Below are 25,412 nucleotides of genomic sequence, written 5' to 3'. Positions count from 1 at the left end.
CCCAATATGGATGTCTGTGTCCCCGAATAACCGAGGAGACAATTTTATTATGGCAATTTACAAGTTGGAAGAAAACACGCCGGAAATCGCGGAAACCGCCTGGGTGGCCGAGTCGGCCGTCGTGGTCGGCAAGGTCAAGCTCGAAGAACACGCCAGCGTGTGGTTCAACGTGAGCATCCGCGGCGACAATGAATTGATCACCATCGGCGAGAACAGCAACGTCCAGGAAGGTGCAGTATTGCACACCGACGTCGGCTATCCGATGCACATCGGCAAGAATGTGACGGTCGGCCATCAGGCCATGCTGCACGGCTGCACCATTGGCGAAGGCGCCCTGATCGGCATCCAGGCCATCGTGCTCAACGGCGCCAAGATCGGCAAGAACAGTCTGGTCGGCGCCGGCGCGCTGGTCACCGAAGGCAAGGAATTCCCGGAAAATTCGCTGATCATCGGTTCGCCGGCCAAGGCCGTGCGCACCCTGAGCGAAGAAGATATCGCCCGCATGCGCGCCGGCACCGACAGTTATGTCGAACGCGCGCAATTGTTCAAAACCAGTCTCAAGCGCATCGCCTGAAGCGCTATCGAAGCAAGGCAACAACGCAACTGCACGATGCGGCTTTGCGCCGCTTCTTGTGAGTTTGTGAGCAACAAGAAAGAAACAATGAAAGATACGCTGCAAAAATTCATGGTGGAAAACGCTCCGGTTCGTGGAGAACTGGTAGAGATTTCGTCGACCTGGCAACAGGTGTTGGCGCGTCGCGACTATCCGGTTGCGGTCAAGGCGCTGCTCGGCCAGATGCTGTCGGCGGCCGCGCTGCTGACGGCCAACCTCAAATTCAACGGCATGGTCGTCATGCAGATCCACGGCGACGGCCCGGTCCGCCTGCTGGTGGTCGAGTGCGACTCCGAGCTGCGCCTGCGCGCCACCGCCAAGCTGGTGGAAGACGCTGAAGTGGCCGACGACGCCACCCTGACCCAGCTGGTCAACGCCAACGGCGAAGGCCGTTTCGCCATCACGCTCGACCCCAAGGACAAGATGCCGGGCCAACAGGCTTATCAAGGCATCGTGCCGCTGGATGGCGACACTGTAGCCACCGTCATCGAAAACTACATGCTGCGTTCCGAGCAGCTCGACACCAAGTTGTGGCTCGCCGCCGACGACAAGGTAGCGCGCGGCCTGCTGCTGCAAAAGCTGCCGAACCACGGCGGCAAGGACGTCGGCAAAGCCGCACCCGAGGAAGAACTGGAAACCTGGAATCGCCTGTCGATGCTGGGCAATACGCTGCGTGCGGAAGAACTGCTGAGCACCGACATCGAGACGCTGATGCATCGCCTGTTCTGGGAAGAAACCATCCGCGTCTTCGATCCTGCGCATCCGGAATTCCATTGCACCTGCTCGCGCGAGAAGGTCGGCAACATGCTCAAGATGCTCGGCCAGGCTGAAGTCGAAGATGCGCTTTCCACGCAGGAAAAGCTCAGCGTCGATTGTGATTTCTGCGGATTGCACTACGAGTTCGACGCAGTCGATTGCGCGCAGATCTTCCGTGCCGAAACACCGGCGGATGCAGTGCCGCAGACTGATACACGCCACTAATTCTCACTGCTCTTGACGCAAAAAATGGCCGCCGCTGGATTCCAGCGGCGGCCATTTTTCTTTGAAAGATCGTTGAAGGACTAGCGCGTCAAGCCGGCACCAGCAAACCCAGCTGCTCTGCATCGAGATAACACCATTCGCCCTCTTCCAATTCCAGTGCATCCAGCTGCAAACCGCCGATGGCGGTGCGGCGCAAGGCGCTGCAATGGTTGCCGGCGGCCGCCAGCATGCGTTTGACCTGATGGTATTTTCCCTGCTCCAGCACGATCTCCAGCAAATGCGCATCAAGCTTGCGGCAAGTCACCGCCGCCAGCGGCGCCGGCTCGTCGTGCAGTTGCACGCCGCCCAGCAATTGCGCGATCAGCTCGTCCGTCACCGCATCGTGCGTAGTGGCCGCGTAGACTTTCGGCACATGGCGCTTGGGCGAAGATTGCGCATGGATGAAGGCGCCGTCGTCCGACATCAGCAACAAGCCGGTGGTGTCGTGATCGAGGCGACCAACCGGCTGCACGTCGCGCCACGAAAACTGTTCCGGCAAAATCGTCAGCACGCCCGGATGATGGCTGGGCTTGCGCGAGCATTCGAAATTGGCCGGCTTGTTCAGGGCGATGTAGACGTGTTCGCGATAGATCCATTCTTCGTCGAACAGCGTGAACGCCAGTCCTTCGGTATCGGGGGCAAAACGGTAGTCGTCGACGACTTCGCCGTTGATGGCGACTTCGCCGTCTTCGATCAGCGAACGGCAATATTTGCGCGATCCGAAACCTTGCGACTGGAGGATGCGATCCAGGGTCAACTTGCTCATTGCTTGGGCTTTCTGTCTTGTTTGGGCGTCAGTATCTGGCGGGCGATGCCGCGCAGGATATTGACCTCTTCGGTTTCCAGCTGCGTGCGCGCAAACAGGCGTTTGAGGCGAGGCATCAATTTTTTGGGACTGTCGGGCTTGAGGAACTCAATCGCCACCAGCGCCTCTTCGAGATGGCGGAACATGCCCTCGATCTCCGCCACGCCGGCCATCTCGCCCTGGAAGCCGATATCGGTGGCTTGCTTGCGGTCGCCCAGTTCGGCCATGCGGCATTCGTAGGCCAGCACCTGCACCGCCTGCGCCAGGTTGAGCGAAGAATAATCGGGATTGGCCGGAATGTTGATCAGCACATTGCATTGCTGCACCAACTCGTTGGGCAGGCCGAAACGCTCGTTGCCGAAAATGAGCGCAGCGTTCAGTCCGACGTCGCCGGCAATCTGCTCGGCAATCGCACGCGGCGACACCACCGGCGGCGAAAACTCGCGCAGGCGCGCGCTGATGGCGGCGGCAAAATTGCAATCCTGCAACGCCTCCTCGATACTCGGCACGATGCGGGCGCCCGACAGCACGTCCTGCGCACCGCTGGCGAAGGCCACGGCGGCCTCCTCCTCGACCGCATTGGGAAAGCGCGGATTGACCAGCACCAGCTCGCCGAACCCCATGGTCTTGATGGCGCGGGCAGCCGCGCCGATATTGCCTGGACTGCTGGTTTCCACCAACACGAAACGCAGGCGCTTGAAAACAGAATTATCGATTTTGGGCGTGTTCATTTAAAATAGCGGTATTCGCACGTCAGGAAAACATCGTAAGCCGGCCTGTAAGGGATCAAAACGATCCAAAACACGCCGGGCAATGCCGATTTGATGACAAACCGGCAATTTTCGGACAGTGCATCGCTCATTAATTTCATAGTTGTGCAAATTTCCGCCGGGTAGCGAACCGGGCGGCGAAGACGCCATTTTAACGGAACCCTCAGGATGCTTATCCCCCCAATGCTCAATACGGCCATCAAGGCCGCTCGCCGCGGTGCTGCCGTCATCAATCGCGCGTCGTTCGACGTGTCGCTGCTCAAGGTCACCAAGAAGCAACACAACGACTTCGTCACTGAAGTCGACAAGGCGGCGGAAGACGCCATCATTGAGGTCCTGAAGACCGCGTATCCCGACCACGCCATCCTGGCGGAAGAGTCCGGCCCATCGGCCAACCTGCACGACGAAAATGAAAACGTCTGGATCATCGATCCACTCGACGGCACCACCAACTTCATTCACGGCTTCCCGCAATACTGCGTCTCGATCGCGCTGCAACAGCGTGGCCAGATCACGCAAGCAGTGGTCTACGACCCTACCCGCAACGACCTGTTCACCGCTTCCAAAGGCGCCGGCGCCTACCTGAACGAAAAGCGCATCCGCGTCAGCAAGCGCGACAAGATCGCTGACGGCCTGATCGGCACCGGTTTCCCGTTCCGCGACATGGACGGCTTGAACGAATACATGAAGATGTTCAAGATCATGACCGAAAGCTGCGCCGGCCTGCGCCGTCCGGGCGCTGCCGCGCTGGACCTGGCCTACGTCGCCGCCGGCCGCCTCGACGGTTTCTTCGAAAAGGGCCTGAAGCCTTGGGACATCGCCGCCGGCTCGCTGCTGGTGACCGAAGCCGGCGGCATCGTCGGCACCTTCAAGGGTGAAGCCGATTACCTGTACAAGGGCGACGTCCTGGCCGGCAATCCAAAGATTTTCTCGCAGCAAGTCAATTTGCTGTCTGAATTCGCATAAGATTCAGACTTCAGCTCCGCATCAGCATCAACCTCAGCAGCACGATCCGGTCGGAGAACCGGAGCAGTCACCAAGTCACGCCAGGGAGGCGATGCAATTCAATTTGATTTGATCGGCACCGCTTCCCAGCCACCCAAGGAGACGAGCATGGCAGTCAATCCCATTCCTGAAGGCTACAGCAGCGTCACGCCTTATCTGATCGTCGCCGACACCGCCAGCGCCATCACGTTTTACGAGAAAGCCTTCGGCGCGACCGAAGTCATGCGTCTCGACGGCCCCCATAATAAAATCTGGCACGCCGAAATCCAGATCGGCAACGCCCGCATCATGCTCGCCGACGAGTTCATCGAAATGGGCATCCATTGCCCCAAGACGCTCGGCGGCGCCGGCGTCAGCATGCTGATTTACGTCGACGATGTCGATGCCGTGTTCACCCAGGCCATCGCCGCAGGCGCCGCCAAACTGCGCGCTGTGCAGGATCAGTTCTACGGCGACCGCTCGGGCATGCTGCGCGACCCCTACGGCCACATCTGGTCAATTGCCACACACAAGGAAGACCTCTCCAACGAAGAGATCCGCAGCCGCTCGCAGGCGCTGCTCCACAAGTGCAAACCCACCCAGGCCTGAGTCCTCTTTCCTTCCATCCCATGCCATTTGTCGTCAGCGCCGGACGGCGCATCCATTACGAAGTCAGCGGCCAGGGCCCTGACCTGTTCCTGCACCACGGTTTCACCAGCAGCTCGCAAGCCTGGCGCTTCTTCGGTTTTACCGAAGTATTGCAACAACACTACCGCGTCATTGCGCTCGATGCGCTGGGCCACGGCCTCAGCGACAAGCCGCACGAGTCGGACGCCTATACACTGCAGCAGCGCAGCACCGATGTCGTTGCCGTACTCGACGATCTCGGCATCGACAAGGTGCATTACTGTGGTTACTCGCTCGGCGGCTGGGTCGGTTACGGCATGGTGCGCCACGCACGCGAACGCCTGCAATCGCTCATCCTTGGCGCCGCGCATCCGTATGCCGATACCAGTTGGGATGCCTTCGGGGGACTCGACGGCGCCGATGCCAATGCCTTCATCACGGCATTTGAGAGCGTGCTCAATGAACGCATTTCACCCGAAGTAAAAATGCTGATACGCGCCAACGATCTGCAGGCGCTGGCCGCCGCCGCGCAACAGCCGCGCGTCTCGATGGAAGAGTTGCTGCCGCTGATCGACCTGCCCTGCCTGATGTTTTGCGGCGACGCCGATGCGCGCCATGCGGCGGTCGAGCGCTGCGCCGGATTGTTGCCGCGCGCATGTTTCGTGTCGCTGCCCGGTGTGACGCATTTCGGCGGCCTGATGCAGAGCCAGCTGGTGTTGCCGCCGTTGCTGGAATTTCTCGCTGCACAAACGCGCAGCTGAGTCTTATTTGAGTTTGTGCACCAGCCGGCCGGCGACCTGTTCGCCGGTTTTTTCTTTGTCGAATTGCTCGCGCGCACGCTGCAAATCGGCGTGATGGCGTTCGGCCCAGTTGTCCAGCGCGATCAGCGTATCGCTGAGCGATTCCCCCAGCGGGCTCAATTCGTATTCCACGTGCGGCGCCGCCGTCTCGAGGTTGCAACGCGTCACCAGGCCGTTGCGCTCCAGCTCCTTCAGAGTCTGCGTCAACATCTTTTGCGAGATGCCTTCGATCTTGCGCAGCAATGCGCTGTTGCGCATCGGCCCCGCCGCCAGCGCCGGGAAAATCAACAAGGCCCATTTGCTGCCGACCAGTTCCAGCGCCTTGCGCGACGGACAGGCGAGACTGTAGATATCGGTTTGCGGTTCTTCGACTGGGAGTTTTTTTACCGGTTTCATGGTTACCAAAAAGTGCCTTCTTGTTGGGTCCGCCCTGCCTGCCTATGCTGAGCGCCTGTTCAATTCACGGAGAAAAATAATGGCCTGGGTATTCCTGTCATTGGCAAGTGTAGTGGAAATCATCATGGCGATCGCGCTCAAGTACGCAAACGGCTGGACCCGGCTCACGCCCAGCCTGATCGGCGTCGGCGCGGCCGCCTGCAGCGTGCTGTTCCTGACGTTGGCCATGCGCAGCCTGCCGGCCGGCACCGCCTATGCGATCTGGACAGGCACCGGCTCGGTCGGCGTCGCAGTGCTCGGCATTTACCTGTTCAACGACGCCCTGTCGCCGCTGCGCCTGCTGTGCATTGCGCTGATCATCGGCGGCACCATCGGCTTGCGCCTGCTGGACGCCTGACTCGCGGCAGCCAGAGGCGGCGTCGTGCGGCCTGTGCTGCACGACGCCTGCCAAGATTTATCCACGTCCCGTCCCCGCACCTGTTATACTGCGCCCCGTGCGGCACATTCTCCAGTCAAAGTCCGCTGTCCTCCCGACGTTTCAACCCGTTTGCCTGCGACTGGCGCCCACTGCGGCGACAGGCCGATATTTTTAAAATCCCACTATGTCATTCTCATCTCTCGGTCTTTCCGAGGAAATCGTTCGTGCCGTAACCGAACAAGGCTACACCACGCCCACGCCAATCCAGATGCAAGCCGTGCCTGCCGTACTCGGCGGCGGCGATCTGCTGGCCGGCGCACAAACCGGTACCGGCAAGACCGCCGGCTTCACTTTGCCGCTGCTGCAACGCCTGTCGTCCGTGGAACGCGTCAAGGTCAACGGCCATGTGCCGATCCGCGCGCTGATCCTGACTCCGACGCGTGAACTCGCGGCGCAGGTCGAAGAAAGTGTGCGCGTCTACGGCAAGTATCTGCCGCTGACTTCCGCCTGCATCTTCGGCGGTGTCGGCATCAACCCGCAAATCCGTCTGCTCAAGCAAGGCGTCGATATCCTGGTTGCCACGCCGGGCCGCCTGCTCGACCACATGCAGCAAAACACGGTCGACCTGAAGAGCGTGCAAGTCCTGATCCTGGACGAAGCCGATCGCATGCTGGACATGGGTTTCATCCGCGACATCAAGAAGATCCTCGCGGTCTTGCCGAAGAAGCGCCAGAACCTGCTGTTCTCAGCCACCTTCTCCGACGAGATCAAGGCACTGGCCGACGGCCTGCTGAACTCGCCTGCAATGATTGAAGTGGCGCGCCGCAACTCCACCGTGGAAGTGATCGGTCAAAAGATCCACCCGGTCGACCGCGACAAGAAACATCCGCTGCTGGCGCATCTGATCAAGACCAACCAGTGGAACCAGGTGCTGGTGTTCACGCGCACCAAGCACGGCGCCAACAAGCTGGTCGAACAGCTGGCCCGCGACGAGATCACCGCCATGGCGATCCACGGCAACAAGAGCCAGGCAGCGCGCACCCGCGCCCTGGCCGACTTCAAGGACGGCAAGCTGCAAGCACTGATCGCCACCGATATCGCTGCCCGCGGCATCGACATCGACCAGTTGCCGCACGTAGTCAACTATGACCTGCCGAACGTCTCCGAAGATTACGTCCACCGCATCGGCCGCACCGGCCGCGCCGGCGCCACCGGCTCCGCCGTGTCGCTGGTCTGCGTCGACGAACGCGACCTGCTGAACGACATCGAACGTTTCATCAAGCGTGAAATCCCGGTTGAAATCGTACCCGGCTTCGAACCCGATCCGAAGGCCAAGCCGCAACCGATCCAGTTGCGCAGCGAAGGCCATCGCGGCGGTGGCGGCGGCGGACGTCGCCCACAAGGTGGCGGCGGCGGCGGTCGCAGCGCCAATGGCGGCGGTGGCGGCAATCGCTCCCAGCAACCGAAGACCGGCGGCCAGGGCCAGGCAGCAGCCAAGCCCCGTCAAGGCGGTCCGGCCAAACCGCAAGGTCCGGGCGCAGGTCCGGCGCAGAACCGCGGCCCTGCTGCGCGCCCTGCATCGACCCATCGCTCCGGCGGTCGCGGCAGGTAACATAGCCGTTTCCGATTGCATCTCGCAGAAAGGCATCCGAATTGATAACCGTCGTCAAAGCTGACCTCAACAATCCGCGACATGGCGTCGCTATCCTCGAGATGCTTGATGCGTATGCATCCGACCTGATGGGAGGCGGCGAAGGTATCAGCGATTTCGTCCGCGCCCATCTGATCGAGGAATTGCGCAAGCGTCCTGCGGTGCATGTGTTCCTGGCGTTCGACGGCGAGCAGGCTGCCGGCTTCGCCAATTGCATCGAAGGCTTTTCCAGCTTCGCCTGCAAGCCGCTGCTCAACATCCACGACTTCGCCGTGGCGCCCGCTTATCGCGGACGCGGCATTGCGAAGCAGTTGATGCAAGCGGTCGAGACCTGCGCACGCGAACTCGGTTGCTGCAAGATCACCTTGGAAGTCCTGGAAGGCAATACCGTGGCGCGTTCGCTCTACGCATCCACCGGTTTCGTCGGCTACGAACTCGATCCCTCCTCCGGCAAAGCCGTGTTCATGCACCGCTTGCTGTGACGTAAAAAAGCCCCGGAGATCCGGGGCTTTTTTATTGCCATTGCTTATCTCAAGCTGCCATCTTCTGGCCGCGCGATTTGCCCGAACTCAGGTAGTCGGCGATCGAATCCTGTGTCACTTCCCCGAGATATTTTCCCTCTGCGTCAATGACCGGCATCCAGCTGGCGCTGTGCTTGTACATCTTCGACAGCACCACGCGCAGGTTCTCATCCGGCGTTGCGTTGAGATTGAATGGCTTGACCTTGTCGCCGCTGACGCCGACCATGCCTGCGCTGCGGATGTCGCGCCGGCTGATGTAGCCGAGCGCACGGTTGTCGTTGTCGGTGATCGTCAGATAGCGTGCATCCTGATCATCCATCAAGCTCATCGCATCCTGCAGCGGCAAGCCCGGACGCGCGGTCGACGGCGTCGTCGCGGCATCGCCCGCGCGCACCAGCAGCAGGCGCTTGAGCGTATGGTCCTGGCCGACGAAGGCGCTGACGAAATCATCCTTGGGACGCGCCAGCAAGGTATCCGGATGATCGAACTGCACCAGCTTGCCGGCGCGGAAAATCGCCACCTGGTCACCCAGCTTAATGGCTTCGTCGATGTCGTGGCTGACCATGATCACGGTCTTCCTGAGCTGGCGTTGCATCTGGAAGAACTCGTTCTGGATCGATTCGCGGTTGATCGGATCGACCGCGCCGAACGGCTCGTCCATCAGCAGCACCGGCGCGTCGGCCGCCAGCGCGCGGATCACGCCGATGCGCTGTTGCTGGCCGCCCGACAGTTCGCGCGGATAGCGTTTAAGGAATTTCGCCGGATCCAGCGCCACCATCGCCATCAGTTCGGTCGCGCGCTCGCGGCAGCGTTTCTTGTCCCAACCCAGCAGGCGCGGCACGATGGTGATGTTTTCTTCAATCGTCATGTTGGGAAACAAGCCGATCTGCTGGATCACGTAACCGATGTGGCGGCGCAGGCTGACTTCGTCGATGCCGGTGGTGTCTTCGCCGTTGAGCAGCACGCGACCGGATGTCGGCGCGATCAGGCGATTGATCATTTTCAGCGTCGTGGTCTTGCCGCATCCGGACGGACCGAGGAAGACGCAGATCTCGCCTTCGGCCACCTTCAGGCTGACCGAGTCGACCGCCTTCACGGCCGTGCCGTCTTTTTGCGTATAGGTTTTGCTGAGTTGTTCGAGTTCAATCATTTTTGCAGTCCTTTCGGAGTCAGAATTCGTTGCAGGCCTTGCAGCAGCACGTCGGCGACGATCGCCAGCACGCTGATGAGCACGGCGCCCACCACCAGTTTTTGCATGTTGCTCTGACTGATCGCATGCAGGATCAGCACGCCCAGGCCGCCGGCGCCGATCACTGCGGCAATCGCCATCACGCCGATGTTCATCACCACCGCCGTGCGCACGCCGCCGAGGATCACCGGCAGCGCCAGCGGCAGATCAACCATGCGCAGGCGCTGCCAGAAGGTCATGCCGATACCGATGCCGGCTTCGCGGATGCCGCTGTCGATGTTGTCGAGCGCGAGGAAGGTGTTGCGCATGATCGGCAGCAGCGAGTACAGGAACACCGCCGTGATCGCCGGCAACGGCCCGATGCCGGCGCCGAATTGCGAGAACAGCGGAATCATCAGGCCGAACAATGCGATCGACGGCAAGGTCAACACCACCGTGGCGAGGCCGAGCAAGGGCGTGGCCAGCCAGCGATGCCGCGTGATCAGGATGCCCAGCGGCACGCCGATGACGATGGCCAAGCTGACGGCGACGCCGACCAGCCTGAGATGCTGCAGCGTCAGGTTGAGAATGTTGTGCCAGTCGCCGGCGAGGTAGTCGATCAGATTCATGGCCGGCTCCTCAGATCAGTCCCTGCTGCTGCAGGAATTCGGTGACGACCTTGCCGATCGGCTCCTGGTCGATGTCGACGCGCTTGTTCATGTCGGTCATTTTTTCGGTGTCGATGGCGGCGGACAAGGCGTTCAGCTGGTCAGCCAGCTGCGGATGCTGCTGCAACACTTCTTCGCGCACCACCGGTGTCGCCTTGTACGCAGCGAAGTAGCCCTTGTTGTCTTCCAGCAGTTTGAGGTTGAAGCCTTTGATGCGGCCGTCCGACGAATACGTCAGGCCGACATACAGCTGCTCGTTGCGCAAGGCGGTGTAGACCAGTCCCGGATCCATCTGCTTGACCTCGCTGCGATCGAGCTGGAAGCCGTAGAGCTTCTGCATCGGCTCGAGGCCGTCGGGGCGCGAAGCGAATTCGTAATCCACGCCCATCAGCTGCGGCTTGCCGCCGGCCTGCTGCTCCCGCGTAATGTGCTGCGCGAGGTCTTCCAGCGTGTTGATGCCTTGTTCGTCGGCCAGCTTTTGCGGCATGGCGAAGGCGTAAGTGTTGTTGAGGCCGGACTCGTTGAGCCAGGTCAGGCCGATTTTCTGGTCGAGCTCCTTGACGCGCGCATAGGTGGTTTCAGCGTCGAGCTTTTCGTCGACGTGGTTGTAGACGATCAGCGATGTGCCGGTGTATTCCCACACGATGTCGAGCTGCTTGCTTTCCTGCGCCTTGCGCATGAGCGTGGAGCCGAGGCCGTTCCTGAGATCGACGTCGTAGCCTTTGGCGCGCAGGTACTGCGCGGTCATCGACGACAGGATCAGTTGTTCGGTGAAGTTCTTGCCGCCGACGACCAGCGTGGCGCCCGTGGCCGGCAACATTGCCAGCAGGCTGAGCGCAAAGCCGAACGCACGTAAAAGATAAGAAGATTTCATGGCTGTTCCCTTGTTGTTGTTGTGTACCTGGCTCATGCGAGGCCGCGACGCGACAGATACCAGTGCGACAGCAGCGTGACGATCGCGTCCAGCAACAGCGCCAGCAAAGCGGTCGCGGCGGCGCCCAGCAACAGCTGGCCGTGGTTGTTCAGGTAGATGCCCGGGAAGATCAATCCGCCCAGGCTTTCGCCGCCGATCAGCATCGACAGCGGCGCGGTGCCGACGTTGATCACCAGCGCCGTGCGGATGCCGCCGACGATGATCGGCAAGGCGTTCGGCAGCTCGACGCGCAGCAACACCTGATAAGGCTTCATGCCGATGCCTTTGGCGGCTTCGCGCAGCGGCGCCGGCACGTTCTTCAGGCCTTCGAAGGTGTTGCGCACGATCGGCAGCAACGAAGCCAGCCACAGCGCCAGGATGGTCGGCCAGTTGCCGATGCCGAAGAACGCCAGCGCCAGAGCCAGCACAGCAATCGACGGGATGGTGTTGCCGATGTTGAAGACCTGGATGAAGTACTCGGCGCGGCGCGCCAGCGCCGGCCGGCTCAGCGCGATGCCGGCCGTAATGCCGGTGGCGATTGCCAGCAGCATCGACCACGCGACCAGTTGCAGATGCTTGCCGGTGTAGTAGATCAGATCGCTGCGGTACTGCGTGATGACGTCCATCCCGATCCACTGGATCAGGCCGGCGACGGCGAGCACTGAAACGGCTGTGACCGCGGCTGCGCCACCGATGACGTTGCGAAGACTTCGCGTCATGGTTCCCCCTGTGTGGCCGCCATGGTCGAGATCAATGAAATGCCGATATCGAAACCGCGACAGCGCTTTGACTATTTGTAGTGGTTCGTCGCCCTCGCAGGGCTAATCGTTTGGATTCGAACCGGTGCTGCCGAGGCAGCGATGAAATCGATCGCACGAAGGCGTAATCGATGATGTATGCATCCGGCGGCAATGAATCGGCGTGCCGGACAACGAGACGACCCGTGAACGGATCAGGAATTACTTAGTAGTTGAACAAGTGTTGTCGCTAGGACAGACGGCAGTATAACCGACTTGCTTAATGAAGTCCAGAAATGACAATTCCAGAAGTCATAACCGGCGAATCTGTAGAAACGAAAAACCGGCCAAAAAGGCCGGTTTTCAGGGGGTTTTGAAGCAAAAGCTGAGCTTACTTGAGTGCCCCAAAGACCTTGCCGATGATCGCGCTGCCGGCGCCGATCGGATCGGCGCGGATCGCCTTCTCTTCTTCGCCGATCATGTAGAACAAGCCGTCCAGCGAACGCTGCGTGACATAGCCCTCGACCGTGGCCTGGTCGCCCGACACCAGGCCGGTTTTGGCAACCTGACCCATGGTGCCGTTGTACTTGGCGGAGAGGCCGTTTTTATCGGTGATCTTCTTGACGATGGGGAGGAATTTTTCACCGAGCGGCGTGGCGGTCTTCTGGCGGAAGAAATCGGTCACGGAAGTCTCACCACCGGACAGGATGTTCTTGGCGTCAGTGACCGACATCGACTTGACCGCATTGATCAGCAGCGGCTTGGCCAGCGGTACGGCCGATTCGGCGGCGCGGTTCATCGACACCACCAGGTCGTCCAGCTTCTGGCCCTGGCCGGTCATCTTCAGCAGCGGCATGGCTTGCTGCAGCGGACCCGGCAACTGGATCTTGACCTTGTCGTTGTTGAGGAAACCGTTCTCCACGCCGAGCTTCGAGACGGCGACATTGGCGCCCTTCTCCAGCGCCGCTTTCAGGCCGCTGGTGGCATCCTGGTTGCTGAGGTCGGACAGCGACAGCGCGAACGCGAGCGTGCTGGTCAGCACCAGGGCTGCAGCGACGGGAGCGTATTTGAATTTCTTGAAGGGCAGCATGGGAACTCCGGAGTAAGAAGACGCGCCATCATAATACGCGCCTCGCCGCCTGCCTATCGAAGCACGTCGGTTTTATCTCACTTACCGCTACTGCTGCGGCTGCGCGTAAGTTCCAGCCCGGCGTTCTTCGGCAGGCGCGCCGTCACCGGCACCGACGCCACCGAGAACAAGCCCACCACCAGGAATGCCGGCCAGAAATCGGCCTCGACGATGGTCGCGTGGCCTTGCAGGTAATTCGATATCTGCAGCACCAGGCCGGCGATAGTCACGCCCATGCCCAGCGACAATTGCTGCACCACGCTGGCCAGGCTGGTGGCGCGGCCGGCATCGCGGTTGCTGATGTCGGCATAGGCGATCGAGTTGAGGCAAGTGAATTGCAGTGAAGGGAAGAAGCCGCCCATCAGCACCACCAGCAGCATCACGTAGTAAGGCGTGTGCGACGAGAAAATGCCGTACGACGCGATCGCCATGCCGGCGAATACCGCATTGACCATCAACACCGTGCGGAAGCCGTAACGGCGCAGCACCATCGCCGCCAGCGCCTTCATGAACATGGCGCCAAAGGCCGAGGCGCAGGTGATCGTGCCGGCCTCGAACGGATTGAGCCCGAGGCCTTCCTGCAAGGCCAGGGGCAGCAGGAACGGCACCGCGCCGAGACCGACGCGGAAGAGCGAACCGCCAAGCACGCTGGCGCGCAAGGTCGGGATCTTCAGCAGACGCAGATCGAGCAAGGGATACTCGCTGCGCATGGCGTGGCGGAAGTAGAAGAACAAGGCCACCGAGCCGACCACGCACATGATGATCGGCCACGCCTGCTGCACCAGGTGGTTGCCGATCAGCGAAAAGCCCAGCATCGCCACCCCGCCGCCGCAGGCGGTCAGCAGGAAGCCCTTCACGTCCAGCGGCGCCGGATCTTCTTCACGGAAATTCTGGATGTAGCGCCCGGCCAGATACAGGCCGAGGATGCAGATCGGGATGTTGATCAGGAAAATCCAGCGCCAGTGGAAATACGTCGTGATGAAGCCGCCCAGCGGCGGTCCGATCACCGGCCCCATCAGCGAGGGCAAGGTGAGATAGCTGATGGCCTTGACGAGCTCGGCCTTGGTCACCGAGCGCACGATGATGATACGTCCCACCGGCACCATCATGGCGCCGCCGATGCCTTGCAGGAAGCGCGCCGCGACGAAGGTCAGCAGCGAGTCCGATAAGGCGCACAGGATGGACCCGGTCATGAAGGTAATCATCGCCGAGCGGAAAATCGTGCGCGCGCCGACCTTGTCCGCGACCCAGCCGGAAATCGGGATGAACACGCCGAGGCTGACCACGTAGGAAGTCAGCGCCAGTTTCAGGGTGATCGGATCCTGGCCGAGATCACGTGCGAGCGCTGGCAAGGAAGTGGCGATGACGGTGACGTCCATGTTTTCCATGAACAGCGCACAGCCGACGATGAGCGGAACGATAAGCGAGGGGGACACGATGATGCGGTACGACAGGAAAGAGTTCGGGCTGTTTCGGCGGGCGTTGTAGCCGGATACGTGCTTCTGACAGCCTTCTAAGGTGCGCCAAGTTTACACCACTTGCGGGTTGTGCGTTGCAGCGAGGAAATAGGCGCGTCCGCTTCAGCGAAAAAACCGGCTCGGCGCGATCCCGAAATGTTTCTTGAACATCGCCGCGAATGCACTCTGGCTGGTGTAGCCGTGATCAAGCGCGACGTCGATGATCTTGTCGCCGCGCGCCAGGTTTTCCAGCGCCAGCAACAGTCGCGCCTGCTGCCGCCAGTGGCTGAAACGCATGCCGGTTTCGCGCAGGAACAGGCGATGGAAAGTGCGCGTGGCGATGCCCAGCTGCTGCGCGTGCATGTCGACCGTGGCGTCATCATCGGGCCGCGCCATCAGCGCTTCACAGATCACGCGCAGGCCGCGATCCGCCGGCAGCGGCAGGTACAGCGGCAACACCGGCACCGAGCGCAGCTCGTGCACCAGCAGCCGCAGCAGGTGCCAGTCGCGGCCGTCGGCAACCAGCGCCGGGCCGATGCCGACGGCGGCGACGATCAGCTCGCGCAGCAAAGGCGGTATGTCGAGCACGCAGTTCTCCTGCGGCATGTTCGGCAACTCCTGCATGTTGACGAACACGGTGCGCATCTTGACGTCGCCGCGCATGCGCACCTGATGATCAACCTCTGGCTGCAGCCAGACGCCCCGCGTGGGCGGCACCACCCAGCGCCCTTCGGCGGTTTCCACCACCAGCACGCCCTCGATGGCGTACAGCAGCTGCGCATAGGCGTGCCGGTGCAACTCGATCACGTGGCCGTGCGGATAATCGATCGCGAGCGCCGCAGCGGGAGCGTTGGCGTTGATCATGTGGTGGTAGTTGGAGGTGTCCATGCGACCTGTTCGTCAATGTCACTTTTGCGACAACTTAAGGCATGTTAGCACGCGACGGACTTGACGATCCGCAGCAAGATGAGTGCCTCGCTGTATGCGATTCCTTGTCCAACGCTACCCAAACCGCCATGCCATTGACCTCTTATCTCTATCCTTTCCTCGCCATCGTGCTGTGGGCCGGCAACGTCATCGTCTCAAAAATGGCCGCGTCCGCCATCTCGCCTACCGCCATCACCTTTTATCGCCTGGTGCTGGTGCTGCTGCTCATGAGCCCGTTCATGCTGCGCACGCTCTGGCGCAACCGCGTCCAGATCCGCCGCCACTGGTGGCAACTGGCGTTGTCCGGACTGCTGGCGATGGCCTTGTTCCAGAGCCTGTCCTATCGCGCAGCCGAGAGCACCACCGCCACCAACATGGCCATCGTCACCGCGCTGATTCCGCTACTGACGGCGCTGCTGAGCGTCATCGTGCTGGGCGAAGCGGTCACGGTCGGCATGGCCGTGGGCGGCCTGCTGTCGTTCACCGGCTTGCTGTATCTGGTCGGGCACGGCGACCTCGGTGCGGCCATGCGTGAAGGCGTGCATCTGGGCGATGCGCTGATGCTGCTGGCAGCGTTCTCTTATGCGTTGTACGGCGTGCTGCTGCGTCGCTGGAAAATGAACGTGCCGGTCTGGCAAGCGGTGTACGTGCAGGCGGTCGCCGCGCTCGTGTTGATGCTGCCGCAATTCCTGTTGCTGCCGGCCGGCACCGCGGCGCTGGACGCGCGGACGTTGCCGCTGATCGCTTACTCCGGTATCGGCTCCTCGATCCTGCTGTCGTTCCTGTGGATCGAAGGCGTCAAGAAACTCGGCCCAAATCGCTGCAGCATTTTCATCAACCTGCTGCCCGTGCTGACGGCGCTGTTCGCTATCCTCTGGCTCAATGAAAGCATGCACGCCTACCATCTCATCGGCGGCGGCGTCAGCCTGGCCGGCGTGCTGCTGACGCAGATCGTGCAACGGCCCCTGTTCGGCGCACGCATCGGCTATCGCTGATTCAACGTTCATCATCTCGCAGACTGACATCATGATTACTCATCCCCATGCCAAATACCCCCGTCCTCCGACCGTCGATCTGCCCGATCGCCAATGGCCGTCACGCATCATCGACAAGGCGCCGATCTGGCTCTCGACCGATCTGCGCGACGGCAACCAGGCCCTGTTCGAACCGATGAACAGCGAACGCAAGCTGACCTTGTTCCATGAACTGGTCAGGCTTGGCTTCAAGGAAATCGAGGTCGGCTTCCCTGCCGGTTCGCAAACCGATTTCGACGTCGTACGCACGCTGATCACCGGCAAGCATATTCCGGACGACGTCACGCCCATGGTCATGACGCAATTGCGCGAAGAACAGATCGTGCGCACCGTCGAATCGCTGCAAGGGGCGCCGCGCGCTATCGTGCATTTCTACAATGCCGTGGCGCCCCTGTGGCGCGAAGTGGTGTTCGGCCTCAGCGTACCGCAGGTAATGGAACTGATCGAGCGCAACGTCCGCCTGCTCAAGAAACTGACCGCGCAACATCCGGAAACCGAATGGATCCTGCAATACTCGCCCGAGACTTTTTGCATGGCCGAACTCGAAGTCTCACTGCAAGCCTGCAGCGTCGCCATCCAGACGTGGGATGCAGGACCAGCTCGGCCCATCATCATCAACCTGCCGACCACGGTCGAAGTGAGCACGCCCAACGTCTTCGCCGACCAGATTGAGTGGATGCATCGCCGCCTGCCGCGCCGCGAGCATGTGGTGCTGTCGGTGCATCCGCACAACGATCGCGGCACCGGCGTGGCCTGCGCGGAGCAGGCGCTGCTGGCCGGCGCGCAACGCGTCGAAGGCTGCCTGTTCGGCAACGGCGAGCGCAGCGGCAATCTCGACGTGGTGACGCTGGCGCTCAACATGTACACCAACGGCATCGATCCGCAGCTGGATTTCTCCGATATCGCCGCGGTTGCCCGCGTGGCCGAGAACTGCACCGCCCTGCCCATCCATCCTCGCCATCCCTACGTCGGCGATCTGGTGTTCACGGCGTTCTCCGGCTCGCACCAGGATGCGATCAGGAAGGGCTTCGCAGCGCAGAAACCAGACGGCTTGTGGCGCGTTCCCTATCTGCCGATCGACCCACAGGACATCGGCCGCACCTACGACAGCATCGTGCGCGTCAACAGCCAGTCGGGCAAAGGCGGCATCGCCTTTCTGCTGGAACGCGATCACGGCATCGCCATGCCGCGCCGCATGCAGGTGGAGTTCAGCGCCATCGTGCAAAAGCACGCGGACGCCAACGAAACCGAAATCAGCAGCGCCGCCTTGTGGGAATTGTTTGAAAAGACCTATCTCGGCTCGCCTCAGCAAGACGGGCGGGTACGCTACCTCAGCCATCGACTGAGCAATCCGGACGCTGCCCAGGACATCGAGCTTGAATTGATTGTCGGCGGTGTCGTGATGCAATTGAACGGCAGCGGAAACGGTCCTATCGCCGCCACGGTGGATGCCTTGCGCAGCCGGCTGACGGGGCTGGAAGGCCTGCGTATTGACAGTTATGAAGAGCGCAGCATCGGCAGCGGCGCACAGGCCCAGGCATGGGCCATCGTCGAGGCAGCAACGCCGGGCGTGGCCGGCACGCGTTTCGGTGCAGCGCGACATGTCAACATCGTGACGGCCTCCATCCTCGCGATCCTCTGCGCCGCCAATCGTCTGCAGTCCTGACGCGAACCACGCCGGCCCGGGCCCGGGCCTGGCCCTGGCCGGCGCCGGTTCAGGAACTAATCCCGTTTCCCGCTCCCCAAGACAATGACGACGGTGTCCAGGCCGTCCCATTCCATGAGAGGAAACTGCATGAACATGAATACAAACGCGGTCGCCCAAACCGGTTCCGGGATTCCGGTCCACGATACGCACAGCAAGACCATCGGCTACCTGCTATGGATTTTCGGCTTCACCGGCGCGCACCGGTTCTACTACGGCAAACCGCTGACCGGCACCATCTGGTTTTTCACGCTCGGGCTGTTGGGCATCGGCTGGATCATCGACCTGTTCCTGATCCCCTCCATGGACAAGGAAGCCGACCAGCGCTTCAGCGGCGGCGCGATCAATTATTCGGTAGCGTGGCTGCTGCTGACCTTCCTCGGCTTCTTCGGCGTGCACCGCATGTACATGGGCAAATGGGTCAGCGGCATCATCTACCTGTTCACCGGCGGCCTGTTCCTTATCGGCGTGCTGTACGACTTCTGGACGCTCAATACGCAGATTTCCGAACGCAATCATGCGTCCGGCCTGCGCAGCTGATCACCTCAGCGGATCACCGCAACTGATCATTCTTCCCGCACGCGCATGAACACCGCAAAGCGTGGAATACCGCTGTCGTTGAAGCCGCGATAGCGGTAGGTCACCAGCGCGCCGATGGCCGGCGGATCACGGCGCTGGGCGTCGCTCAGGCCGCTGCCGAGCTTGAATCGCACTCCCTCCAGTGTTTCCACTTGCAAGGCGCCCAGCATGCCGACGTATTTTCCCTTGCCGGGAAGATACCCGATCACCCGGGCCTCGGTGTCTTCATACGGTTTGAATTTGAGCAAGTCGTCGTTGCGCTCGGCGCGGTACAGCGACGAGCCGCGATGCAGCATCAGACCTTCGCCGCCTTGCGCAACGGTGCGATCGAGCAGCAACTGCAAGGCGGCATGGTCCGCGACCTTGCGCTGCTCAACCACCTGCACCCAGGGCAGATTCATCTGCTGGACGGTGCTGCGCGTCGCGCGCAGGCGCAGGTTGAACTCCCCGACCTTGCCCGGCATGTCGAACACCATGAAGCGCATTTTGCTCCAGGCCTTGTCGTCGGGCGTTTGCTGACGCACGGTCGAGACTGCCTGCTGGAAGCCGCCGCGCCCTGCCCACAACTCGCCGTCCAGCGCCATGGCCGGCCAGCCGGCGACGAACCAGGCTGGTGCGTGGATCGTTTCGCCGCCACGGGTGAGCAGGCGACGACCATCCCACAAGGCGCGCACGCCGTCGTATTTTTCGCTGACCCAATAGTCGTCGAGCGCGATGCCCGGACGATAGACGTTGGCCAGCATGACCGGCGCGCGTTCAGCGCCGGCTTGCAGGGAGCAGAGGAATAGCAGGAAAAAACAGAGATGACGCGAGCGCGCGCCGATGATGGATGTGACGATAGCTGTAACGTGCTGCATGGGGCTCCTTGACGACGAAACCCCTCCCTTGTGAATGAAACCCGGCCGGTCCGATCAGACTTTTTCTTGTTCGGGCTTGTCGCTTTTTTCTGCCTTGTAGCGTGTCACCAGCAACTGGTTGATGCGGTTGCCTTCGATATCGACCACCTCAAACTTGTATTCGGAGAACAGTGCGAAATCGGTCTTCTTCGGGATCTTGCGCAGCATGTACATGATGAAGCCGGCCAGCGTTTCGTATCCCATCGGATTCGGATAGTCGTCGATGTCGAGGGCGTTCATGACTTCCGCGAGCGGCGTGAGGCCGTCCATGAGCCAGGAGTTCTCGTCGCGCTTGACGATCTGCTGCTCTTCCGAGGACAGGTTCAGCAGATTGCCCATCAGCACGCTGGTGACGTCGGTGATGCTGATGATGCCGACCACCAGCGCGTATTCGTTGACGACGATCGCGAGGTCTTCGTCGACCGCCTTCATGCGCTCCAGTACTTCCCACAGGTTGAGGCTGTCGGGGATCGACAGCGGCACGTGGATCAATCCCTTGTCCTGCAGCGAAAACTGTTCGCCCTTGAGCAGGCGCTTGAGCACGTCCTTGCTGTCGATGTAGCCGAGCACGTCGTCGATGTTGTTTTCGCAGACCAGGAAACGCGAATGCGGATGGTCGATGATTTTCTGGCGCAGCATTTCCTCGGTGTCGGTGATCAGGAAGTACACGATGCTCTCGCGCTGCGTCATGGCCGACGGCACGTAGCGGCTCTCCAGCTCGAACACGTTTTCAATCAGGTGGTGCTCCTGGCGCAGCAGCGCACCGGCTTGCGCGCCGGCATCGACGATGGCGTGGATTTCGTTGGGCGTGATCACGTCATGGCGCACCTGCGGCAGGCCGAACAGGGTGAAGAACATCTTCGACAAGCCGTTGAAAAACCAGATCAGCGGCTTGAACAAACGCTCGAGCATCAGCATCGGGGAGACCAGCACGATGGCGGCGCGCTCCGGCGCCAGCATCGCCAGGCGCTTGGGCATCAGATCGGCGAACAGGATGAAGAACGACGTGACCAGCAGGAAGGAAATCGAGAAGCTGATGGTTTCCAGCATCGGGCCCTGGTAGAAGTTGCCGACCAGGTCGGCCATGTGCGGCGTCAACGCCGGCTCGCCGACCACGCCGCCGAGGATGGCGACCGCGTTCAAACCAATTTGCACGACCGTGAAAAAGTTGCCCGGCTGGGCCTGCAAAGCCAGTACCCGCAAGGCATTGGCGTCGCCTTCCTTGGCCAGCATTTCGAGACGGATCTTGCGCGACGCCGCCAGGGAAATTTCGGCGCAGGACAAAAAGGCGCTGATGACCACGAGCAAGAGGATCAATAAAAAACTGGCGAAAAAACTCATTTTTCTTATCTCTTGAAGTCGCTATGCACCCATTCTCGCCTGCCACGGGCGAAAAGTACACCCGCGCAACATCCGGATGCGTGTGTCGCGATCTCAGTAGACGTCGCGGCGATAGCGGCCGTTTGCGGCCATGCTTTCCAATATTTCTTCGCCCAACGTGTCGCGCAGGACCTGCGCAACGCCCGCCGCCATGCCTTCCAGGCTGCCGCAGACATAGATCGCCGCGCCGTCGTCAACCCAGCGCCGCAACTCGTCTCCGGCGTCGCGCAGTTTATCCTGCACATAGATGCGTTCGCTCTGGTCTCGTGAGAACGCCAGGTCCAATCGGTGCAGCATGCCTTGCGCCTGCCAGCGCTCGATTTCTTCGCGGTAAAAAAAATCATGCTGTTGTGAGCGTTCGCCGAAGAGCAGCCAGTTGCGTTTCCGGCGACCGACGATGCGTGCCCTCATGTGCGCACGCAAACCGGCAAGGCCGGTGCCGTTGCCGATCAGGATCAATGGCACATCGGATGCCGGTGAGTGGAAGCTGCGGTTTTCTCGCACGCGCAGATCGAGCTCGCCGCCTTCTGCCAGATGCGCGGTCAACCAGCCGGAGCCGAGGCCGAGGCTGCCGTCGGCCAGTACGGTCTGGCGCACCAGTAATTCCAGCCGGCCGTCCTGCGGCAATGAGGAGATGGAATATTCGCGATGCGGCAAGGGGCGCAATTGCGCGACCAGCGTCTGCGGCGTCAATGCGCGCAATGCCGTCAACGCCTGCAAATCATCAGGCAGTAAACGGCGTGACAGCAACTCGTTCAGGGAGGTCTGGCGCGTCTCGTCGCGCACGGCCTGTAATCCGTCCATCTGCAATGCAATGAGCAGCGCGGTGACTTTCGCGGGCGCATTGCGCGGGCCGATCTCGGCGATATCGCCCGCTTGCCACGTCATGCGTTGTTTGCCGTCCGCGGGCGTCAGCGCGAGATGGAAAGCCGGTGCGCCGATGCTGCCCGGGTTGAGCAGGCGACGTTGCGTCAACAACCAGCGCTCATACGTCGGCGCGCTCCAGTCGGCCATGTCGGTATGGCCGCTCAATACGCCAAGATGATGCTGCCAGTGGCGCAAGGCGCCGTTATCGCCGGCGTCGACTTCGACCGTGTCGAACAAGCTTTGTGCGCCATGACCATGCAGCCAGACATCGAGTGCGTGGCCGAACGCGCAGTAATGTCCGTAGCTGCGATCTCCCAGCGCCAGCACGCCATAGCGCAAGCCATCGAAACGCGCCGGCTGTCCCATGACCTTGCGCGCAAAACCGGCGGCGCTGTCGGGTGCATCGCCCTCGCCCGTGGTGCTGACAATGAACAGGATGCGCGGCGTCGACTGCAATTGCGCCAGATCCAGGCGCCCCAGTTCGCACAGGCGCACCGCCATGCCTGCCGCTTGCAACGATTGCGCGGTCTGCAGCGCCAGCTGCTCCGCGAATCCGGTCTGGCTGGCGAACGCCACCACGACGTTGTCCGCATCTATATCTTTATCTACACCTGCGCCGCCGGACTCCCAGCGCGCAAAAGCTTGCTGCTTGCGACGATGTCCAATGAAGACGACCAGACAGAATACGCAATAAAACAGCAGCACCAGCGCCGCAGCGAACAAACGTCCGGCAGCCCCGTCAAGCAACTGCGTTTGTGCGATCGAAGCCGTCGCGCCAATCGCGCAAGCCAGGCCAAGCCAACCCGGTCCCGGGAACAAATCGGAAATCGCGCGCTTGTTCATGACAGCATCGCCTGCATGGCCGGCGTCATGCTCTCACGAAACCCGGCGCCGTCGCGACGCACGAACAGCGCAGCCAGGTGGGCCTCAAGGGCAAGCGCCATGCCGTCTTCATCACCGAGCACCATGAGCGCAGTCGCCCAGGCGTCGGCCGTCATGCAATCGGCGTGCAGCACCGCCACCGAAGCCAGAGTGTGTGCAATCGGCCGGGCCGTGCGCGGGTCGATGGTGTGGGAATAACGCGTCCCTTCATGTTCAAAATAGCGCCGGTAATCGCCCGAAGTCGCCAGCGCCAGGCCGTGCAGCGCAACGATGCTCTGCATGGCGGGCTCGCTGGCTGCCGGCACAGGCGGCTGCTCCAGGCCGACCCACCAAGGCTGGCCGTCGGCCTTGACGCCATGGCCGCGCAACTCGCCACCGATTTCCACCAGATGACTGTGCACACCGATGCTGCGCAAATAGTCGACCACCAGATCGACGGCATAGCCTTTGGCGATCGACGAGAAATCCAGGTACAAGCCGCCAGGCTGCAACAAGGCGTTGCGCGCGCGATCGATGCGCACGCAACGCCAGCCGCAACGTGCGCGCGCCTGCTCCAGTGAAACCGCGTCAGGCGCCGTTGACCTTGCCGCATCAGGACCGAACCCCCACAAATTGACCAGCGGCCCGACGCTGGGATCGTAAGCGCCGCCGCTGCGTTCGGCGATCTGCAGCGCGCAATCCAGCACGCGCAGGAAATGCGTCGGCAGCACGTGCCAGCTACCGGCCTCGGCCTGGTTGTAACGACTCAGGTCCGAGCTCGCGCTCCACGTGCTCATCTGCGCGATCACCAGATCAAGCTGCCGCTGGACGCCATCACGGATGGTCGGCAAATCGAGCTGCGGCGGACGGATCAGCTTGACCGACCAGGACGTGCCCATGGTCTGTCCAGCGAGGCTCTCAGTAGGCGCATCGGCGGGAACCGGATCGGGCTGGGACAGGCTTAACGGGATAAAGACGCGATTCATGAATATTGAAACATTCGATTCCAAAAAGAGAAAGCCGCCTCAGCAATGCAACCACGCTGCGACGGCCGGTAAAACAGCGTTCGCCGCCGGTACGGCGAACGCCTGCGTACAACTTATGGCGCCAGGACTTCCAGGGTGGCCGTGTAATTGGCGCGGCGATCCGTAGCCGGCTTGAGGTTGGGCTTGTTGTCCTTGACCGTGGCTTCCAGCCAGTACATGCCGGCAGCCGGCCAGGTCACGCTGAATTTTCCGTCGGCGTCAGTCGTCAGCGTCAGCTCGTTCAACTTGTCGCGATAGCGCGTGCCGCCCGGCACTACCGTGACCTTGAGGTTGGCGGCCGGCTTGCCGTCGAGCACCATGCGGAAGTTCGCGGCTTCACCGGCGATCAGGTCGGTCGGATGCGTGATGGCCTGCAGCTCCAGCCCGGTGCCGCTGAGCTCCAACACTTTTTGGGACGGCTTGCCGGCGGTGACGAAGGTTTCGATGCGGCCCTGCATCTGCGTCACTTGCAACTCTTTGGCGTCAGCCGGGACGTCCTTGGCCAGCGTCTCGGCGTTGCCGCGCCAGCGTTTGGTCTGACCGGCGGCATCCTTGTAGCTGCCGAACAAGCCGTTGCTCAACAACGCGACTTTGTAGGTTCCGCTTTGCGTCAGGTGGACGTCAAAGCTGGTGCGCAGTTTACCGGTGTAGGCATTCTCCGGTTTGGCGAACGTGCCGTCCGGCGCCGTCACCTGCAAGCCATCGAGTTTCAGCGCGAAGCTTTCAAAGAAGAACAGGTCGTTGGACACTGCGGCGTCGACGCTGACCCAGGGATCATTGCCGGACAGGACGGTTGCCGACGGCAGCAGCCAGGTGCGGTGTGCGCTGGCCGACAACGGCAGGCCGATCGCCAGTGTCATCGCGACTGCCGCAAGTTTGAATGAGAGTTTCATGTCGTCCCCTGGTCTTATGGTTTGTAGTCGAGCGTGATCGCGCCGAGTTCGGATTCACCCTTGCCCCTGGCGGTTTGCGCCGTTTTTGGCGGCCATTGCAGCGGCACCTTGACCACTTCGCGGCCGCCGACTTCACGCGCCGCTTCGACCATCAGGATGTAGTCGCCGGCGGGCAACTGCGCCAGCGGGCCCTTGTCGCTGCTCAAGGTCAGTTGCTGGTCGCCGACGGGACGCGTGGCGCCGCTGACGCCATCGACCGGCATGTGGACTTCGCGGCCGGTGCGACGCCACCACTGGCGCAGATCCTTGAGCCACTTTTCGCCTTCCTTGTCCTTTTTCTTGACGTCGTACCACACGGCCAGCGTGGCCGCGACGCTCTGGTCGGGACGCTCCAGCCAGACGGCGACGTAGGGGCGGTGATACTCGGCCACGTTCAGGCGCGGGATTTCAACTTTGACATTCAGGTCCGCCGCAACCGCCGGCAACGACACCACGCCCGTCAGGGCAGCCGACAATGCCGTCGGCAAGAGACCAGGAACCAGCATGCGCATATGACTCAACCTCGTTC

General features: G+C 61.6%; 27 protein-coding genes. 11 read left to right on the top strand and 16 right to left on the bottom strand.

The annotated features are described in order from the left end of the window. Window positions 1–49 precede the first annotated feature (49 nt). Both ACIROW_RS23240 and hslO read left to right on the top strand, forming a co-directional pair. Complete coding sequence (locus ACIROW_RS23240; protein WP_053198376.1) at window positions 50–574, top strand: gamma carbonic anhydrase family protein; 525 nt, start codon at window positions 50–52, stop codon at window positions 572–574. Window positions 575–661: 87 nt separating this feature from the next. Further along, window positions 662–1,594 (top strand): Hsp33 family molecular chaperone HslO, encoded by a 933-nt coding sequence (hslO, locus tag ACIROW_RS23235; RefSeq protein ID WP_402279363.1) that lies wholly within the window; start codon window positions 662–664, stop codon window positions 1,592–1,594. 88 nt (window positions 1,595–1,682) lie between these two features. On the opposite strand, the gene ACIROW_RS23230 is transcribed toward hslO, so the two are convergent. Continuing rightward, window positions 1,683–2,399, bottom strand: a complete 717-nt coding sequence (locus tag ACIROW_RS23230; RefSeq protein ID WP_402279361.1) for a pseudouridine synthase — start codon at window positions 2,397–2,399, stop codon at window positions 1,683–1,685. Further along, window positions 2,396–3,169, bottom strand: coding sequence for an RNA methyltransferase (locus ACIROW_RS23225; RefSeq protein WP_402279359.1), 774 nt, complete (start codon window positions 3,167–3,169; stop codon window positions 2,396–2,398). Before ACIROW_RS23225 ends, ACIROW_RS23230 begins: the two co-directional genes overlap by 4 nt. Before the next feature lie 207 nt (window positions 3,170–3,376). Between ACIROW_RS23225 and ACIROW_RS23220 the strand changes: the two genes are divergently transcribed. From ACIROW_RS23220 to ACIROW_RS23210, 3 genes are all read left to right on the top strand, one after another. After that, on the top strand, window positions 3,377–4,174 hold the full coding sequence (locus tag ACIROW_RS23220; RefSeq protein WP_029362996.1) for an inositol monophosphatase family protein: 798 nt from the start codon (window positions 3,377–3,379) through the stop codon (window positions 4,172–4,174). Between the two features lie 147 nt (window positions 4,175–4,321). Further along, the gene (locus ACIROW_RS23215; RefSeq protein WP_402279355.1) at window positions 4,322–4,801 is read left to right on the top strand and encodes a VOC family protein; all 480 of its coding nucleotides are present in this window, start codon (window positions 4,322–4,324) and stop codon (window positions 4,799–4,801) included. A 20-nt stretch (window positions 4,802–4,821) separates the two neighbouring features. Then, window positions 4,822–5,580 carry an alpha/beta fold hydrolase gene (locus ACIROW_RS23210; RefSeq protein WP_402279395.1) on the top strand — a complete coding sequence of 253 codons (759 nt, stop codon included), beginning with the start codon at window positions 4,822–4,824 and terminating at the stop codon, window positions 5,578–5,580. 3 nt (window positions 5,581–5,583) lie between these two features. Here the strand turns inward: ACIROW_RS23210 and ACIROW_RS23205 are convergent, their stop codons facing one another. Further along, complete coding sequence (locus tag ACIROW_RS23205) at window positions 5,584–6,015, bottom strand: winged helix-turn-helix transcriptional regulator (protein WP_402279352.1); 432 nt, start codon at window positions 6,013–6,015, stop codon at window positions 5,584–5,586. Window positions 6,016–6,094: 79 nt separating this feature from the next. On the opposite strand from ACIROW_RS23205, the gene ACIROW_RS23200 reads away from it, so the two are divergent. The 3 genes from ACIROW_RS23200 (at window position 6,095) to ACIROW_RS23190 (ending at window position 8,566) form a co-directional block, all read left to right on the top strand. Next, window positions 6,095–6,412: a multidrug efflux SMR transporter gene (locus ACIROW_RS23200; protein ID WP_029362995.1), complete on the top strand. Its 318-nt coding sequence runs from the start codon at window positions 6,095–6,097 to the stop codon at window positions 6,410–6,412. Window positions 6,413–6,617: 205 nt separating this feature from the next. After that, on the top strand, window positions 6,618–8,045 hold the full coding sequence (locus tag ACIROW_RS23195) for a DEAD/DEAH box helicase (RefSeq protein WP_402279350.1): 1,428 nt from the start codon (window positions 6,618–6,620) through the stop codon (window positions 8,043–8,045). A 41-nt stretch (window positions 8,046–8,086) separates the two neighbouring features. Continuing rightward, the gene (locus ACIROW_RS23190) at window positions 8,087–8,566 is read left to right on the top strand and encodes a GNAT family N-acetyltransferase (RefSeq protein ID WP_402279348.1); all 480 of its coding nucleotides are present in this window, start codon (window positions 8,087–8,089) and stop codon (window positions 8,564–8,566) included. Window positions 8,567–8,615: 49 nt separating this feature from the next. Here ACIROW_RS23190 and ACIROW_RS23185 read toward each other — a convergent pair whose 3' ends face one another. The 7 genes from ACIROW_RS23185 to ACIROW_RS23155 form a co-directional block, all read right to left on the bottom strand. Next, window positions 8,616–9,755, bottom strand: coding sequence for a betaine/proline/choline family ABC transporter ATP-binding protein (locus tag ACIROW_RS23185; protein WP_402279346.1), 1,140 nt, complete (start codon window positions 9,753–9,755; stop codon window positions 8,616–8,618). Then, window positions 9,752–10,402 carry an ABC transporter permease gene (locus tag ACIROW_RS23180; protein ID WP_402279343.1) on the bottom strand — a complete coding sequence of 217 codons (651 nt, stop codon included), beginning with the start codon at window positions 10,400–10,402 and terminating at the stop codon, window positions 9,752–9,754. Before ACIROW_RS23180 ends, ACIROW_RS23185 begins: the two co-directional genes overlap by 4 nt. Before the next feature lie 10 nt (window positions 10,403–10,412). Next, entirely contained in the window at window positions 10,413–11,315 is a 903-nt protein-coding gene (locus ACIROW_RS23175) for a glycine betaine ABC transporter substrate-binding protein (RefSeq protein ID WP_402279341.1), read from the bottom strand. Between the two features lie 32 nt (window positions 11,316–11,347). After that, window positions 11,348–12,073 (bottom strand): ABC transporter permease, encoded by a 726-nt coding sequence (locus ACIROW_RS23170; RefSeq protein WP_402279339.1) that lies wholly within the window; start codon window positions 12,071–12,073, stop codon window positions 11,348–11,350. 409 nt (window positions 12,074–12,482) lie between these two features. After that, on the bottom strand, window positions 12,483–13,181 hold the full coding sequence (locus tag ACIROW_RS23165) for a DUF4197 domain-containing protein (RefSeq protein WP_402279336.1): 699 nt from the start codon (window positions 13,179–13,181) through the stop codon (window positions 12,483–12,485). A gap of 77 nt (window positions 13,182–13,258) precedes the next feature. After that, complete coding sequence (locus tag ACIROW_RS23160) at window positions 13,259–14,608, bottom strand: MFS transporter (RefSeq protein WP_402279393.1); 1,350 nt, start codon at window positions 14,606–14,608, stop codon at window positions 13,259–13,261. A 192-nt stretch (window positions 14,609–14,800) separates the two neighbouring features. Beyond that, the gene (locus ACIROW_RS23155; protein WP_402279334.1) at window positions 14,801–15,565 is read right to left on the bottom strand and encodes an AraC family transcriptional regulator; all 765 of its coding nucleotides are present in this window, start codon (window positions 15,563–15,565) and stop codon (window positions 14,801–14,803) included. Window positions 15,566–15,693: 128 nt separating this feature from the next. Between ACIROW_RS23155 and ACIROW_RS23150 the strand changes: the two genes are divergently transcribed. The 3 genes from ACIROW_RS23150 to ACIROW_RS23140 all read left to right on the top strand — a co-directional run bounded on the left by ACIROW_RS23150 (window position 15,694) and on the right by ACIROW_RS23140 (window position 18,883). Further along, on the top strand, window positions 15,694–16,599 hold the full coding sequence (locus ACIROW_RS23150) for a DMT family transporter (protein ID WP_402279391.1): 906 nt from the start codon (window positions 15,694–15,696) through the stop codon (window positions 16,597–16,599). Between the two features lie 31 nt (window positions 16,600–16,630). Continuing rightward, window positions 16,631–18,304 (top strand): 2-isopropylmalate synthase, encoded by a 1,674-nt coding sequence (locus ACIROW_RS23145; protein WP_402279332.1) that lies wholly within the window; start codon window positions 16,631–16,633, stop codon window positions 18,302–18,304. Between the two features lie 129 nt (window positions 18,305–18,433). Further along, complete coding sequence (locus ACIROW_RS23140) at window positions 18,434–18,883, top strand: NINE protein (protein ID WP_402279329.1); 450 nt, start codon at window positions 18,434–18,436, stop codon at window positions 18,881–18,883. Between the two features lie 26 nt (window positions 18,884–18,909). On the opposite strand, the gene ACIROW_RS23135 is transcribed toward ACIROW_RS23140, so the two are convergent. From ACIROW_RS23135 to ACIROW_RS23110, 6 genes are all read right to left on the bottom strand, one after another. Continuing rightward, window positions 18,910–19,665: a DNA ligase gene (locus ACIROW_RS23135; protein ID WP_402279388.1), complete on the bottom strand. Its 756-nt coding sequence runs from the start codon at window positions 19,663–19,665 to the stop codon at window positions 18,910–18,912. Between the two features lie 168 nt (window positions 19,666–19,833). Further along, a complete protein-coding gene (locus ACIROW_RS23130) occupies window positions 19,834–21,159 on the bottom strand; it encodes a hemolysin family protein (RefSeq protein ID WP_402279327.1) in 1,326 nt (441 codons plus the stop codon). A gap of 93 nt (window positions 21,160–21,252) precedes the next feature. After that, entirely contained in the window at window positions 21,253–22,908 is a 1,656-nt protein-coding gene (locus tag ACIROW_RS23125; protein WP_402279325.1) for a flavodoxin domain-containing protein, read from the bottom strand. Continuing rightward, window positions 22,905–23,912, bottom strand: a complete 1,008-nt coding sequence (locus ACIROW_RS23120) for an FAD:protein FMN transferase (RefSeq protein ID WP_402279323.1) — start codon at window positions 23,910–23,912, stop codon at window positions 22,905–22,907. The genes ACIROW_RS23125 and ACIROW_RS23120 overlap by 4 nt, the downstream gene beginning before the upstream one ends. A 113-nt stretch (window positions 23,913–24,025) precedes the next feature. Continuing rightward, a complete protein-coding gene (locus tag ACIROW_RS23115; RefSeq protein WP_402279322.1) occupies window positions 24,026–24,844 on the bottom strand; it encodes a DUF4198 domain-containing protein in 819 nt (272 codons plus the stop codon). 14 nt (window positions 24,845–24,858) lie between these two features. Then, window positions 24,859–25,395: a DUF2271 domain-containing protein gene (locus tag ACIROW_RS23110; protein ID WP_402279386.1), complete on the bottom strand. Its 537-nt coding sequence runs from the start codon at window positions 25,393–25,395 to the stop codon at window positions 24,859–24,861. Window positions 25,396–25,412 lie beyond the last annotated feature (17 nt).

This window comes from Herbaspirillum sp. NPDC101397 (assembly GCF_044767325.1).
GTDB lineage: Bacteria > Pseudomonadota > Gammaproteobacteria > Burkholderiales > Burkholderiaceae_D > Herbaspirillum.
Note: the sequence above shows the minus strand (reverse complement) of the source record. Positions and strands in the feature narration are given on the sequence as shown.

Coding starts and splice junctions, on each gene's coding strand:
- ACIROW_RS23130 (WP_402279327.1), bottom strand. CDS start 21,159: ATGAGTTTTTTCGCCAGTTTTTTATTGATCCTCTTGCTCGTGGTCATC.
- ACIROW_RS23120 (WP_402279323.1), bottom strand. CDS start 23,912: ATGAATCGCGTCTTTATCCCGTTAAGCCTGTCCCAGCCCGATCCGGTT.
- ACIROW_RS23115 (WP_402279322.1), bottom strand. CDS start 24,844: ATGAAACTCTCATTCAAACTTGCGGCAGTCGCGATGACACTGGCGATC.
- ACIROW_RS23160 (WP_402279393.1), bottom strand. CDS start 14,608: ATGGAAAACATGGACGTCACCGTCATCGCCACTTCCTTGCCAGCGCTC.
- ACIROW_RS23175 (WP_402279341.1), bottom strand. CDS start 11,315: ATGAAATCTTCTTATCTTTTACGTGCGTTCGGCTTTGCGCTCAGCCTG.
- ACIROW_RS23205 (WP_402279352.1), bottom strand. CDS start 6,015: ATGAAACCGGTAAAAAAACTCCCAGTCGAAGAACCGCAAACCGATATC.
- ACIROW_RS23200 (WP_029362995.1), top strand. CDS start 6,095: ATGGCCTGGGTATTCCTGTCATTGGCAAGTGTAGTGGAAATCATCATG.
- ACIROW_RS23195 (WP_402279350.1), top strand. CDS start 6,618: ATGTCATTCTCATCTCTCGGTCTTTCCGAGGAAATCGTTCGTGCCGTA.
- ACIROW_RS23145 (WP_402279332.1), top strand. CDS start 16,631: ATGATTACTCATCCCCATGCCAAATACCCCCGTCCTCCGACCGTCGAT.
- ACIROW_RS23155 (WP_402279334.1), bottom strand. CDS start 15,565: ATGGACACCTCCAACTACCACCACATGATCAACGCCAACGCTCCCGCT.
- ACIROW_RS23140 (WP_402279329.1), top strand. CDS start 18,434: ATGAACATGAATACAAACGCGGTCGCCCAAACCGGTTCCGGGATTCCG.
- hslO (WP_402279363.1), top strand. CDS start 662: ATGAAAGATACGCTGCAAAAATTCATGGTGGAAAACGCTCCGGTTCGT.
- ACIROW_RS23220 (WP_029362996.1), top strand. CDS start 3,377: ATGCTTATCCCCCCAATGCTCAATACGGCCATCAAGGCCGCTCGCCGC.
- ACIROW_RS23230 (WP_402279361.1), bottom strand. CDS start 2,399: ATGAGCAAGTTGACCCTGGATCGCATCCTCCAGTCGCAAGGTTTCGGA.
- ACIROW_RS23215 (WP_402279355.1), top strand. CDS start 4,322: ATGGCAGTCAATCCCATTCCTGAAGGCTACAGCAGCGTCACGCCTTAT.
- ACIROW_RS23225 (WP_402279359.1), bottom strand. CDS start 3,169: ATGAACACGCCCAAAATCGATAATTCTGTTTTCAAGCGCCTGCGTTTC.
- ACIROW_RS23180 (WP_402279343.1), bottom strand. CDS start 10,402: ATGAATCTGATCGACTACCTCGCCGGCGACTGGCACAACATTCTCAAC.
- ACIROW_RS23210 (WP_402279395.1), top strand. CDS start 4,822: ATGCCATTTGTCGTCAGCGCCGGACGGCGCATCCATTACGAAGTCAGC.
- ACIROW_RS23150 (WP_402279391.1), top strand. CDS start 15,694: ATGCCATTGACCTCTTATCTCTATCCTTTCCTCGCCATCGTGCTGTGG.
- ACIROW_RS23185 (WP_402279346.1), bottom strand. CDS start 9,755: ATGATTGAACTCGAACAACTCAGCAAAACCTATACGCAAAAAGACGGC.
- ACIROW_RS23135 (WP_402279388.1), bottom strand. CDS start 19,665: ATGCTGGCCAACGTCTATCGTCCGGGCATCGCGCTCGACGACTATTGG.
- ACIROW_RS23125 (WP_402279325.1), bottom strand. CDS start 22,908: ATGAACAAGCGCGCGATTTCCGATTTGTTCCCGGGACCGGGTTGGCTT.
- ACIROW_RS23165 (WP_402279336.1), bottom strand. CDS start 13,181: ATGCTGCCCTTCAAGAAATTCAAATACGCTCCCGTCGCTGCAGCCCTG.
- ACIROW_RS23110 (WP_402279386.1), bottom strand. CDS start 25,395: ATGCGCATGCTGGTTCCTGGTCTCTTGCCGACGGCATTGTCGGCTGCC.
- ACIROW_RS23240 (WP_053198376.1), top strand. CDS start 50: ATGGCAATTTACAAGTTGGAAGAAAACACGCCGGAAATCGCGGAAACC.
- ACIROW_RS23170 (WP_402279339.1), bottom strand. CDS start 12,073: ATGACGCGAAGTCTTCGCAACGTCATCGGTGGCGCAGCCGCGGTCACA.